This window comes from Haloglomus irregulare (assembly GCF_007421925.1).
Lineage (GTDB): Archaea > Halobacteriota > Halobacteria > Halobacteriales > Haloarculaceae > Haloglomus > Haloglomus irregulare.
The window spans coordinates 76,276-88,799 of sequence record NZ_QMDX01000004.1 but is presented as its reverse complement, the minus strand read 5'-3'; the positions used below and the strand labels follow the sequence as shown (position 1 = coordinate 88,799).

Genomic DNA, 12,524 nt, shown 5'->3' with positions numbered 1-12,524 from the left:
TCCTCACCCGAGGAAGCCCCGGGCTCGCGCCGCCCGGACGACGGACTCCTCGATGCCGTCCGAGCGGCCCGCGGCCAGCGCGTCGATGACGTCGTCGGTGGCCGCGCGGTGCTCGGGGTCGGGGTCCGCGTCGACGAGGTCGGTCGCCGCCTCCACGTCGTCCGTGGGGATGTCGGCCACCTCGAAGGCCCGGGGGTTGTGGTACCTCAGCGCCGTCCCGAGCGTCTCGAAGAACCGCGGGAACGTCTCCTCGACGAACGCGACGTCGTCGTCGTCCAGCGCGGCTACGCCCAGCAGCGACGGCGGCAGGCCGACGCTGTACAGCGCGGCGGTGTAGCCGATGGCACGGGGGAGGGCGTTCTCGCCGACCTCGCGCGAGTAGCCGAACAGGCCGACGTGGAGCTTCCGGGCCCGGCGCTTGGGGACGTGCTCGGCCACGCGGTTGACCAGCGGCGCCAGCCGCTCCACCCGGTCGGCGTATGTCCCGGCGATCCGGTCGATGAGCGCGAGCGCCCGCTCCTCGTCGACCGGTTTCGGGTCGGTCAGCGGTGCCTCCCGGAGCCGGGCGATGGCGTCCCGGACCCGGTCGACCGGGTAGTCGTACTTGAACGCCGACTGGACGGTGAACGTCGTGACGCCGCCGTATGCCGAGAGGGTCCGCTCGACGGTGTCGGGCGCGAGGCCGCCGCGGAACGGCGCCGACCCCGCGCCGAGGATCGGGTGGACCTCGATGCCCAGGTCCTCGGCCGTCGCGTGGAGCCGCTGGAGCGCGACGAGGTTGATGAGGTCCGCCGAGAGGGACCCGTAGTTCAGCGCCGGGTCCGACCGCGCCAGGAACACCCGCTGGGAGTCGATGTCCTGCCCGTCGACGTACTGGCGGAGGATGTCGTGGGCCGAGAGCATCGCCTCCCGCGTCTCGATGAGCGGGATGACCGAGACGGTCGGCGGGTGGAACTCGCCGACCCAGTCCGCGATACGGCGGCCGGCGACGGTGGCCTCGGCCTTCCCCGCGACGAACTCCGTGTAGTAGTCCCGGACCAGCTCGACCTGCTCGGCGTCGGTCACCATCGGAACGATGACCTCGTGGATGGGAGCCACCGTCGGGACGTCCGCGTCCTCGGCGAAGGCCGCCGCCGCGTCGTACGAGCGCGGGATCGACTCCAGGATCTCCAGCAGCACCTTCCCCTCGTTCTCCTCGACGTCGGGGTTCGGACCCCGGACAGTGAGGCGGACATCCCCGCCCAGTCGGGTGTCCGCGAAGAAGCCGTCGTACCGCGAGAGCAGCTTCTTGACCGCGTACTCGTCGCCCTCCTTCCCCTCGAAGTCCCACATCTGCTCGTCGGCACCGAGGTGGGAGTAGGCGTAGTACGCCTCCCGGATCTCCGCGTCGTCCTCGATGACCTGGTCGCCGAAGAACGGGGCCGTCGCGTTATCCGGATGCTGCGTGCTCATCACCCGTGGGGGAGTCATGGCCGTTTTAGGACCCGGACGGTGTTAAGCGGTGGCACGCACCTGTCAGTCACCGGAGCCGACCGCCGGCTCGCCGAGGCCGACGAGGTCGGCGAGCTCCCGGCGCTTCAGCAGCGCGAACCCGACGAAGACGACGACGAACCCGCCCAGCGTCGCGAGGGTGAAGGACTCGTCCAACAGCACCACGCCGGCGACGGTCGCGACCACGGGGACGAGGTAGGCGACGAGGCTGGTCTCCAGCGCGCCGTAGCGCTCCAGGATGGTGAAGTAGATGACGAAGGCCAGCGCCGTCGAGAACACCCCCAGGTAGATGATGGCCCCGAGCGCGGTCCCCGATACGGTCGCCGCGAGGAGGGGTTCACCGGCCGCGAGGCTCCACAGGTGGAGCAGAGCGCCGCCGACCGCCATCGACCAGCCGGTGAGCGCGGCCCTCGCGATGGTCGGCCTGGCTCGGTCGACGAGGACGCCGCCGAGCGCGACGCAGACCACCTGCCCGAGGACGATGAACTTCCCGCGCAGGTCGGCGGCGAGCAGGTTCGACGGGTCCGGCCGGATGATGAGGGCGACGCCGACGAAGCCGAGCAGGACCCCGGCCGCGCCCGTCGGCGTGAGCCGTTCGTCGAGCAGCAGGAGCGCCCACAGCGTCGTCAGGATGGGGACGAGCCCCTGGAGGATGGCGGCGACGCCGCTCGCCACCGTCTGCTGGCCGATGAACAGCAGCGCGTTCGCCGCGACGAGGAAGACACCGCCCGCGAGGACGCCGCTCACGTCGCGGCGTTCGGTCGGGAGCCGGTCGCCCGGCGCGGCCGTGACGCCGACGTAGGCCAGCAGCAGGACTGCGGCGACGTCGTACCGGAACGCGGCGAACAGCACCGGTGGCAGGTCGCGAAGGCCGACGGTGATGGCGGGGAAGGAGAGCCCCCACATCGTGGCGAGTCCGGCGAACAGGAGGACCGCGGAGCGGCGAGACACGGGACGGGGCTCACCCGCTGGCCAAATCAGTCCGTCGGAAGCCGGCGCCCCGCGGCCGACTGCCGTGGCGTACGCGCACGGCCGGGTGGCTACAGCCCAGCCGCGAGCCGGTCGCCCGTCTCCAGCCCGTTCCGGAGGGCCGCGTGGAGCCGCGCCTCGCCAGCGACCCAGTCCCCGGTGAAGTGGAGGTCGTATGCGGCCGCCTCCCCCAGCAGGGTCGTGTCGGCGCCGTCCTCCGGGAGCGCGTAGCCCCAGCCCTGGTGGTCGGTCCACGAGGGGTCGGCCAGCCGCGGCTCGTCCAGCAGGTCCGCGGTCATCGTCGCGGCCGCTTCGCAGACGCTCGTGGCGTCGTCGTCGTAGTGTGCGGTCGACCACTCGGGCGACATCTGTGCGACGAGCAGCGACTCGCCCTCGGGGACGTGGCCGTCCTTGGACTCCTCGCGGGACAGCCAGCCGAGGTCGTGGGCCTTGTCCGTGTTGACGAGCGCGTACCACGGGCGGTCGATGCCGTCCTCGTAGCTCAGGACGGCGGTGGTGATGGTCCGGTAGGCGACCGACTCGGCCTCGGCGGCTATCTCACCGCGGAGCCCGTCGTCCCACTCGGCGCTCCGGAGCAGTTCGGCGGTCTGTGGCGCCGGCGGGTTCAGCACCAGCCGGTCGAAGGGGCCGTACGTCTCCCCCTCGCCGTCGACCAGCGACCACCGCTCCCCGTCCCGACGGACCGTCTCCACCCGCGTCCGGCGGTGGACCGTCGCGTCCGTCGCGGCGAACAGCCGCTTGGCGATCTGCGTGAGCCCGCGCTCGTAGCTCCACTTGTGGTCGTCCGCGTCCCGACCCTCGCTGATCTCCCCATCCGCGTCGAACGTCCACACCGGCTCCGCCGCGTCGACCAGCCCCGTCGCGTCGAGCTCCTCGGTCAGCAGTCGGTTGACGCGTTCGTCCTTCGACTTCACGTAGTTGGCGCCGTAGTCGTAGACGTACTCGTAGTCACCCTTCCGCCGGGTGGCGGCCCGGCCGCAGACGCCGCCGGACTTCTCCAGGACCGTCACGTCGGCGTCGACGTCGCGGAGCGTGTACGCCGCGGCCGCGGTTCCCGCCCCGGCGCCGACGAAGCCGATAGCTGTCATGGGTGGACGTAGGACCGGCCTCGTGGAAAGGGTTCGTTCCGCGGCGAAGCGGGCCGGGGGTCGTTGGGGCCCCGCGCGGGGAGCCGTACCCGTTCCGTTCAAGTGTGGAAGCCGCCTAACGGTGCACAACGAGATGAGCGAGGACTTCTACGAGGTCCTGGGGGTCTCGCGGGACGCCAGCGAGGACGAGATCAAACAGGCCTACCGGAAGAAGGCGGCCGAGTACCACCCCGACGTGAACGACGACCCGAACGCCGAGGAGGAGTTCAAGCGGATACAGAAGGCAAAGGAGGTGCTGACGGACGAGGAGCAGCGGGCCGCCTACGACCGGATGGGCCACGAGCGGTTCGAACAGGCCGACAAGCGGGGCGGCTTCGACGGCGGTGCCGGCGGTGCCGGCGGACCGTTCGGCGGTGGCGGGGGCGGCGACCCGTTCGGCGGCGGTGGGATGGGCGACATCTTCGAGCAGTTCTTCGGTGGCGGTGGTGGCGGTGGCGGCGGCCGCGGTGGCGCCCGCCAGGGGGCCGACCTCCGGACGAGCGTGACGGTCACGCTGGAGGAGGCGTACGAGGGGGTCACCAAGCAGCTGAACATCACGCGGCCGGAGCGGTGCCCGGACTGCGACGGGAGCGGCCACCCGCCGGGGGCGGACTCGCGCTCCTGTCCGCAGTGCAACGGTCGCGGCCAGGAGACGACCGTCCGGCAGACGCCGCTGGGCCGCGTCCAGCAGACCCGGACCTGCAGCCGCTGCGAGGGCGAGGGCACCCTCTACGACGAGACCTGCTCGACCTGTGGCGGCGAGGGCATCACCCGCGAGGACGCCAGCCTGGAGGTCGAGATCCCCGGCGGCATCGACAGCGGGCAGACCCTGCGGATGGAGCGCGAGGGCGCCCCCGGCGAGGGTGGCGGGCCGAACGGCGACCTGCTCGTCGAGGTGGAGGTCCAGGACCACCCCGAGTTCGACCGGGACGGCGCCGACCTCCACTACACCCTGCCGGTCTCCTTCCCGCAGGCCGTCTTCGGCGACAGCGTCGAGGTGCCGACGCTGGACGGCCCGGTAGAGATGGATCTCGATTCGGGCGTCCAGTCAGGCGAGACACGGCGGCTCCGGAACAAGGGGATGCCCCGCCTCCAGCGTCGTGGCCGGGGGGACCTGCTGGTCCATATCCAGGTCGTCACGCCACGGGACCTGAACGAGGAGCAGCGCGAGGCGCTGGAGGCGTTCGCCGAGGCCTCCGACGAGGACCTCACGGTCGATCAGAGCTTCTTCGAGAAGATCAAGAGCAGCTTCTGAGTCCGCCCGCTCCCGCCCGCGAATTTAAACCGCGGGAGACCGAATACCGCGGTACGTAGCCCCATGAGCAGGGACTCGGAGGCGGAGCCGGACCTGTCGTTCTCCACGGCCGCCGACCTCCGGGCGGCCGACGATGGGTCGGACGACGATGGGCCGTTCACGGACCTCCAGCATCCGGAGCGGAGCTTCTCGCGGGCCGGCGAGATGTCCTACGAGGGCGCGACGGTCATCGAGCTCCGGCCGACGGCGGGGCCGACCGACGAGGCGGCGCTGGCGGCGCTGGCACGGGAGGTACTCGCCGACGGCCCGTACCGTTTCGGCGACTGGTTCGACCTGCCGCTGCCCGTCTTCCTCGTCCACGACGGCCGGACGGGCGACACGTTCCGGCTGGCCGTCCGCGAGGCCGTCATCGAGCTCCACGTCCGGTCGGCGACGGACGCGGCGGGCCTGCGGGCGTTCCGGGACCGCCTCGCGGCGTCCACCCCCGCGGGCACGGACTGGCGCGTGAGCCGGCGGACGGACTGACCCACGGACCCGCCGGCACCCGGCCGACCGAATCGCGGCGCGAAACGCCACAGACTGGGTGTGCTACGGTATTCGGTGCGTTTACCAATCCGGCACGCGCGAAAATGAACGAATGGAGGGCGTCCTGTGGTACGTACTGACGGGAACGCGTGGTGGTACCAACCGCGCGCGCATCCTGAAGGCCCTCGACGAGCGCCCCCGGAACGCGAACAGACTCGCGGAGGACCTCGACCTGGACTACAAGACCATCCGGCATCACCTGGACGTCCTGACGGAGAACGACATCGTGCGGGACACCGGCGACGACTACGGCGCCGTCTACCTCCCGACGGACCGCGCCCGGCACAACTGGGAGACCGTCGAGGAGATCATCGAGAACGCGCTCTAAACGGATGATGACGGTGACCCCCGCGGAGTCGGGCCGGATTTGGGAAAACGTATACCCGACGAGATAGATTAGCTCGCAGTAGAGACCCAGAATGGCCGCACTCCTCGTCGACGTCATCCGCCTGCTCACCGTCCTGAACCTGCTCTTACTGCTCGGTCTCGCGGCGGTCTGGGGCCGGAACTGGTGGGATCTCCGCTCGAAACACGCGCTCGGACTGTTCCTCTTCGCGACGCTGCTCATCGGCGAGAACGCGCTCGGGGCGTACCTGTTCATGCTCGACCCGACCGTCTCGGCCTGGGTCGGGAACCCCGAACTGGTGCCGCCGCCCGCACAGACCGCGATGGCCGCCTTCCGGGTGCTGGAGTTCGGCGGCCTCGCCTTCCTCTCCTGGGTCACCTACGACTGACCGCGGGTCCCCGCGGTCGGCCGATTCACCGGAAGCGACTTGCCCGCGCCCGCGCTCTCCCGGAGCATGACCGTCGCTCGCGAGGTCGAGCTCGAGGGCCACATCATCGACTCGGGGACGATGGAGACGGCCTTCAGCATCATCATGGACATGGGTGGTGAGTTCGACGTCGAAACGTTCGACATCGGGCGCTCGAAGACCGAGACCTCCTACGCCCGACTCACCGTCACCGCCGACGACGAGGCGACGCTCGACGCCATCCTCCACGAGCTCCACCAGAACGGCGCCAACCCCGCCGACCCGGATGACGCCGAACTGGCGCCCGCTCCCCGCGACCAGGTCGTCCCGCCCGGCTTCTACTCCACCACCAACCACCCGACGGACGTGCGGGTCGACGGGGAGTGGATACCGGTCGAGGACCCGGAGATGGACTGTGCGGTCGTGGTCGAGCGCGGCGCCGGGACGCGCGCCCGGACGGCCGTCCTCAACGCCGTCGAGGCCGGCGACATGGTCGTGACCGGCGAGGCGGGCATCCGGGTTGACCCGCCCGAGCGGCCACGGGAGAGCGAGGGCGCCTTCGGCTTCATGCAGGGCGGCGTCTCCTCGGAGCGACCCTCCGAGTCGACCATCGAGCAGGTAGCCGACGCCATCGTCGAGACCACGCGCGAGGGCGGCGACGTACTCGCGGTGTGTGGCCCCGCGCTCATCCACTCGGGCGCCCGCGAGGACCTGGCCCGGCTGGTCCGGGCGGGGTACGTCGACGCCATCTCCGCGGGCAACGGGTTCGCCGTCCACGACATCGAGCGGGACCTCTACGGCACGTCGCTCGGGGTGAACACGGAGACCCTCGACCACGCCCGCAAGGGCCACAAGCACCACATCTACACCATCTCCGAGGTGATCCGGGCGGGCGGCATCGAAGCCGCCGTCGAGGACGGCCTCGTCGAGTCCGGCGTGATGTACGAGTGCGTCGTCAACGACCGGCCGTACGTGCTCGCGGGCTCCATCCGTGACGACGGGCCGCTCCCGGGCACCATCACCGACGCGGTCGAGGCACAGAACGCCATCCGCGAGCAGGCCCACGAGGCCGACATGGTGCTGATGCTGTCGACGCTACTGCACTCCGTCGCCGTCGGCAACTGTCTCCCCTCCACGACGCGGGTCGTCTGTGTCGATATCAACCCCGCGACGGTCACACAGCTGCTCGACCGTGGCTCCGCGCAGGCCGTCGGGATGGTGACCGACATCGGGACCTTCGTCCCCATCCTGGCGGAGAAGGTCCTCGGCGGGGCGGGCGCCGACTCGGGGCACTGACCCCACAGACGCCGACGGCGAACAACCCGCGACGCTGTCCGGTGTGTCCGGGCTTTTCACCGTCGCGGCCGTCGGTCGGGTGATGCCAGCAGAAGGAGACGCTGCGCCGACGTTCCAGGCGACGTACGGGACCAGCGACCACGAACCGTTCGACCTCGACGACGTGCTCGGTGACGGCCCGGTCGTCCTGGCCTTCTTCCCCGGCGCGTTCACGCCACCGTGTAGCAACGAGATGGTCGCGTTCCAGGACCACCTCGGGGAGATCGAGGCCGCCGGCGGGACGCTGCTCGGGATCAGCGCCGACTCGCCGTTCTCCCTGGGCGCCTTCCGCGACGAGTACGACCTGGAGTTCGACCTCGTCAGCGACATGGGCGGCACCGCCATCGACGCCTACGACCTCGGGACCGAGATCGGCGACCTCGGCCTGCACGGGATCGCCAACCGCGCCGTCTTCGTCCTCGACGGGGACGGGACGGTCACCTACGCCTGGGTCGCCGACGACCCGACGGTCGAACCCGATTACGACGAGGTCCTGGAGGCTGTCGAGGGAGTCTGACCGGAACAGCAGGGATACCCGAGATACTCGCCGCTTTCGCGTGGAAACGGACCGGTTAGTCGGTCATCCGTTCAGACGCCATCGACGGTCCTGCGGTACTCCGTGATGCTGGACCGGGCCTCCTGGACGGTGTCGGCGACATCGGCCTCGGCCGCCTCGGCGATGTCGTTCAACTTGAGGAGGACGGTGGCCATGGCGCCGTGGTCCGGGTCGAACTCGCCCTCGGCCCAGCCCTCGACGCGGTCGGCGAACCCGGAGAGCCGGTCGGCCGTCTCGCCATCCGTCGCGGCGGCGGCCTCGTCGAGGAGCCGGCAGGCGGTACGGAGCTCGTCGCGGTCGCTGTCACGCATGGCTCGCGGTTCCTCGGTGCCGGTGAAAACGGTGTCGCTCCGGTCAGGCGTCGGTCAGCGGGACCACCACGGTCGGGCGGGTGGTCTCCAGCAGCAGGTCCTGGGCCGTCGAGCCGAACACGAGCTTGCCGGTCGGCGAGCGCTTCCGGATGCCGATGACCAGCTCCTCGACGGCGTGCTCGTCTGCGAACTGGACGAGGTCCTCCTGCGGGCTGTTGCCCCGGATGAGCTGGTGGGCGTCCACGTCGGGGAGGTGGTCCTCGACGTACTCCGTGGCCTCCCGGCCCTCGACGACCTCCGCGTCGCTGGTCTCGCTCTCGCCGTAGAGGGAGTTCACCGCGTACACGGTGTCGTCGTCGGTGACCCGGTCCTGGAGGTAGGAGACGAGCTTCTCGGCCGTGTCGGTCGTGTCGACGCCGATCAGATAACGCGTCATGCGTCGAGGTCACTCGGGGCACGTATATAAAGCGGGCGGTGGGGCCGGGGACGACAATGCCGGGACAGGCGGCGATAACCCGCCCACTGCACCGGAGGAAGATGCGTATCGGGAATACGGTAACGTATTTGTATGTCTGGTGGGAATCGGGAACCAACGATGACTCCCGCAGCGGGGCGGTGGTCGCGGTGACCGAGACACGGCGCCGACTGGCACAGGAACTCGGCGTGGTCGCGGGGTTCGACGACCCCGTGGCGGCCCTCGAACAGTACCACACGCCGCCGGACCTGGCCGCCACCATCGTCCACGTCGCCGACCTCCAGGGCGACATCGAGGACGAGCTCGTGCTGGACCTGGGCTGCGGGACGGGGATGCTGGCGCTGGGGGCGGCGCTCCGCTCGCCGACGCGGGCCGTCGGCGTAGAACTCGACGCCGGCGCCCTCGGGACGGCCCGGGAGAACCGCCGCCGCGTCGGCGCCCGCGCCGCGGTCGACTGGGTGCAGGGTGACGCGACCCGGCTCCCGCTGGACCCGCCGCCGTGCACGGTGCTGATGAACCCGCCTTTCGGCGCCCAGGACGGCAACGAGCACGCCGACCGGGCGTTCCTCGAGACGGCCGCCGCCGTCTCGCGGGTCTCCTACTCCGTCCACAACGCCGACAGCGAGTCCTTTGTCGGATCGTTCGCCGCCGACAACGGCGGCGAGGTGACCCACGCGTTCCGGGCGGAGCTGGAGCTGCCACGCCAGTTCGACCACCACGAAGCGGCCAGCGAGATCGTCGACGCCGAGGTGTTCCGCATCGCGTGGGGCGGCGCCGGCTGACACCTCCGCCCCTCAGTTGTAGCCCTCGCGCCGGGCCACCTGCACTCGGGTTCCGTTCCGTGCCACGTACAGCGCCCGCTCCTCGCGGGCCACACGGAGCCCGCCGACCTCGACACGGGAGCCGTTCGGCGGGATGGGCTCGCGACCGAGCACCGCCCCGCCGCGGGTCACGTTGACCGCGAAGGCGTTCGGGTCCGCCGGGCGCCCCGGCAGCGGGTCGATGGTGACGTTCCGGCCCGCCACGGTCGGGTCGGCCCGGGCGGGGTCCGAGCGGTAGGCGTACTCCCAGGGCCGGTCCTCGACCCGGAGCCGGACGCGGTACGCGGTCGGTCCGCCGCTGACTGACCAGCCCGTCCGGTTCACCGTCACCGTCCTGCGGTAGGTCGGGCCGCCGACCCGGATGCGGCGCTCCCCGGCAAAGGCGAGCCGGCGTTCGCTCACCTGCTCCCACCAGATGTTCCGCTGCTCGCTGACGACGATGGCGCCCGAAACGGTGACGTTCGAGGTCCGTATCCCGGGCACGTCGAAGGCGGTCACGAACCGGTCGGGGACGTCCTCGGCGTAGTAGACGGTGTAGTCGCCGGCCTCGACGCCGGTCGCGTCGTCCAGCCCGCTCCCCTCGTCCGCGATGGCCAGCAGGTTGTACGGGACGGCCACGGCCGAGAGCGCCAGCACCACCGCGAGCAGGAGGCCCAGCGCGGCCTCCCGGCGCGAGAGGTCGATGCGGGCGACGAGATCACGGGCGGTCGCGCCGGCGCCGCTCGCGACCAGCGCCGCGACGAGGAAGAGGAGCGCGACCCCGGCGGCCCGGTAGAGGACGAAGCTCCCGCCCTCGCCGTAGGTGTAGACCGCCCAGAGCCCGCGGTCGACGGCGAACAGGATGGCCGCGAGCCAGACCAGCGCCGGCCGGCTCCGGCGGTCCCGGCGGCCGAACACGACTGCGGCCAGCACCACTCCGAGGAAGAACCCGACCGCGTGGCCCTGGATGGCGATCTCGGCCCAGTACGGCGTCGAGAAGGAGGGGCTCGGCGTCGCGGTCAGCGTGGGTTGCCGGAGTGCCCGGTAGAGCAGGTTCAGCAGATCGCCGACCAGGAGGACGGCGATGGTCCCCAGGGGGTAGCGGACCAGCGCGAACCCCGCGTACGCGAAGACGACACCGGAGAAGCCGATGATCGGCCCCAGCGAGAACGCACCCATGAACGCGCCCGAAAGCAGCGTGACGGCGACGAAGGCGGCGATGCGGGCCCGCGGGTCCTCACGGAGCGACCGGAACGCCTGGCTCCCGCGCCGCGTCGGGAAGTGGCTCCAGGCGTACTCCGCGAGGACGCCGAACGTGAACGTGCCGAGCAGGTTGCCGACGAGGTGACCCGGGCCGGAGTGGGCGAACCCCGACGAGAGGATCCCCAGCGGGTAGAAGTACGACCACGCGCGGTACGGGACGACCAGCGGGCTGAACCAGTTCGCGAGGCCGTCCTGCGGAAACAGGTAGAACAGGAGGACCAGCGTCGCGACGACGAGCGTCCCCCACGGGACCCCGAGGACGAACCGCGAGCGGAGCCGCCGCCCCCAGCGGCCGCCCGGTCGCGTCAGGCCGTAGAGCACCCCGCCGGAGACGAGGACCGTGGCCCCGATGGCGAGGTACCAGACGGGGGCCGGCACGGGTGCCATACCCGAACTGTGGGGGCCGGCGGATTAACTGACGGGGGTTCGGGTCGCGGGGTCGCACGCGGGACCCAGTTCGGCGACGGGCGACACCCCGCCCGCCGGTGGACTCAGGCGAGGTCGTAGCAGCGGACGCCGTCCTCGACGGTCGCGACGAGGTCCCCCGTCGCCTCGAGATGTGCGACCGCGCTCATCGCCTCGGGCAGCAGGTAGCGGACGCTCCGGTCGTCGCCCGCGATGGCCATCGCGATGCCGGGGACGGTGCGGAGGCCGTTCGCGACCTGCTCGCGCACGCCGTCGAGTCGGCGGCGGAGGGAGCCGCGATGGCGTTCGACGACCCCGGGGAGGTCGTCGTGGACCGGGCCGTGGTCCGGGTAGACCCGGTCGGGGGTCGGGTCGAGCGCGTCGAGGCGGTCCAGGCCGGTGAGGAAGGCCTCGAACGCCGCCCGGTGGCCGTCGTCGAGGCCGTCGTGGATGACGACCGGTCGGAAGGGACGGATGGCGGCGTCGCCGGCCAGCAGGGCGCGCTCGCCGTCGATATCGGTCGCGTAGACGAGGTGGTCTGCCTGGTGGCCGGGCGTGTGGGTCGCGGTCAGGTCGTGTCCGCCGACGGTGAACGTCTCCCCGGGTTCGACCCAGTGGTCGACGGCGGCCGGTGGGAGCAGCGAGCGGTCCCGTTCCAGGGACTCGCGGGCCATCGCGACGGCCTCGTCGAGCTGGTCGCCGGAGATGCCCGCCGCGGTGGCGTTGGCCCGGACCCGCTCGGCGAGCGCGCCGGCGTCGCCCGCGAACCGGTCGCGGACGCCGGCCGGCGCGTGGACCGTCGGGTCAGCAGCTGCCAGCACGGCCGGCGCCTGGCCGATATGATCGACGTGGGGGTGCGTGACGACGAGATGCTCGATATCCGCGAGCGCGTGACCGTGTTGGTCCAGCCCCTCGCGGAGCGCGGCGTCGTGGCCGCCGAGGCCCCGCTCGGTCGGCATCCCCGCGTCGACCAGTACCGGCGCGTCCCCCTCGAGGAGGTAGCAGGCGACGTGACCGGGGGGGAACTCCACCTCGAACTCGATGCGGGCGACCGAGACCGTCCCGGCCGCCAGCCGACTCTCACTCATCCGTTGGAAACCCACACCTCGTTCGTATAAGCGTTCGCTCTCGGGAGGGACCCGCTCCAGACCCGGCTCGCGGGCCGTCTGTGGTCGGCGC

Annotated in this window: 14 protein-coding genes; 7 read left to right on the top strand and 7 right to left on the bottom strand. The window is 71.4% G+C overall.

The annotated features are described in order from the left end of the window. Positions 1 to 3: 3 nt before the first annotated feature. From ppcA to DP107_RS08360, 3 genes are all read right to left on the bottom strand, one after another. Positions 4 to 1,470, bottom strand: a complete 1,467-nt coding sequence (gene ppcA / locus DP107_RS08370; protein ID WP_144261706.1) for a phosphoenolpyruvate carboxylase — start codon at positions 1,468 to 1,470, stop codon at positions 4 to 6. Between the two features lie 45 nt (positions 1,471 to 1,515). Beyond that, positions 1,516 to 2,442 carry a DMT family transporter gene (locus DP107_RS08365; RefSeq protein WP_144261705.1) on the bottom strand — a complete coding sequence of 309 codons (927 nt, stop codon included), beginning with the start codon at positions 2,440 to 2,442 and terminating at the stop codon, positions 1,516 to 1,518. An 89-nt stretch (positions 2,443 to 2,531) separates the two neighbouring features. After that, a complete protein-coding gene (locus tag DP107_RS08360) occupies positions 2,532 to 3,569 on the bottom strand; it encodes an NAD(P)/FAD-dependent oxidoreductase (protein WP_144261704.1) in 1,038 nt (345 codons plus the stop codon). Between the two features lie 133 nt (positions 3,570 to 3,702). On the opposite strand from DP107_RS08360, the gene dnaJ reads away from it, so the two are divergent. The 6 genes from dnaJ (at position 3,703) to DP107_RS08330 (ending at position 8,052) form a co-directional block, all read left to right on the top strand. Next, positions 3,703 to 4,863, top strand: a complete 1,161-nt coding sequence (gene dnaJ / locus DP107_RS08355; RefSeq protein WP_144261703.1) for a molecular chaperone DnaJ — start codon at positions 3,703 to 3,705, stop codon at positions 4,861 to 4,863. A 63-nt stretch (positions 4,864 to 4,926) separates the two neighbouring features. Then, on the top strand, positions 4,927 to 5,388 hold the full coding sequence (locus tag DP107_RS08350; protein ID WP_238330833.1) for a hypothetical protein: 462 nt from the start codon (positions 4,927 to 4,929) through the stop codon (positions 5,386 to 5,388). Positions 5,389 to 5,500: 112 nt separating this feature from the next. After that, on the top strand, positions 5,501 to 5,776 hold the full coding sequence (locus DP107_RS08345) for an ArsR/SmtB family transcription factor (RefSeq protein WP_144261702.1): 276 nt from the start codon (positions 5,501 to 5,503) through the stop codon (positions 5,774 to 5,776). A gap of 91 nt (positions 5,777 to 5,867) precedes the next feature. Next, positions 5,868 to 6,182: a hypothetical protein gene (locus DP107_RS08340; RefSeq protein ID WP_144261701.1), complete on the top strand. Its 315-nt coding sequence runs from the start codon at positions 5,868 to 5,870 to the stop codon at positions 6,180 to 6,182. 66 nt (positions 6,183 to 6,248) lie between these two features. After that, positions 6,249 to 7,496, top strand: a complete 1,248-nt coding sequence (locus DP107_RS08335) for an ornithine cyclodeaminase (RefSeq protein WP_144261700.1) — start codon at positions 6,249 to 6,251, stop codon at positions 7,494 to 7,496. 82 nt (positions 7,497 to 7,578) lie between these two features. Next, positions 7,579 to 8,052 (top strand): redoxin domain-containing protein, encoded by a 474-nt coding sequence (locus tag DP107_RS08330; RefSeq protein ID WP_144261699.1) that lies wholly within the window; start codon positions 7,579 to 7,581, stop codon positions 8,050 to 8,052. Between the two features lie 71 nt (positions 8,053 to 8,123). Here the strand turns inward: DP107_RS08330 and DP107_RS08325 are convergent, their stop codons facing one another. Together DP107_RS08325 and DP107_RS08320 are read right to left on the bottom strand one after the other, a co-directional pair. Next, on the bottom strand, positions 8,124 to 8,402 hold the full coding sequence (locus DP107_RS08325; RefSeq protein ID WP_144261698.1) for a DUF7553 family protein: 279 nt from the start codon (positions 8,400 to 8,402) through the stop codon (positions 8,124 to 8,126). A 43-nt stretch (positions 8,403 to 8,445) separates the two neighbouring features. After that, complete coding sequence (locus DP107_RS08320; RefSeq protein WP_144261697.1) at positions 8,446 to 8,838, bottom strand: universal stress protein; 393 nt, start codon at positions 8,836 to 8,838, stop codon at positions 8,446 to 8,448. Between the two features lie 188 nt (positions 8,839 to 9,026). Between DP107_RS08320 and DP107_RS08315 the strand changes: the two genes are divergently transcribed. Continuing rightward, positions 9,027 to 9,659 carry an METTL5 family protein gene (locus tag DP107_RS08315; protein WP_238330832.1) on the top strand — a complete coding sequence of 211 codons (633 nt, stop codon included), beginning with the start codon at positions 9,027 to 9,029 and terminating at the stop codon, positions 9,657 to 9,659. 12 nt (positions 9,660 to 9,671) lie between these two features. Here the strand turns inward: DP107_RS08315 and DP107_RS08310 are convergent, their stop codons facing one another. Beyond that, positions 9,672 to 11,327 (bottom strand): rhomboid family intramembrane serine protease, encoded by a 1,656-nt coding sequence (locus DP107_RS08310; protein ID WP_144261695.1) that lies wholly within the window; start codon positions 11,325 to 11,327, stop codon positions 9,672 to 9,674. Positions 11,328 to 11,431: 104 nt separating this feature from the next. Further along, positions 11,432 to 12,433, bottom strand: a complete 1,002-nt coding sequence (locus tag DP107_RS08305; protein ID WP_144261694.1) for an MBL fold metallo-hydrolase — start codon at positions 12,431 to 12,433, stop codon at positions 11,432 to 11,434. Positions 12,434 to 12,524 lie beyond the last annotated feature (91 nt).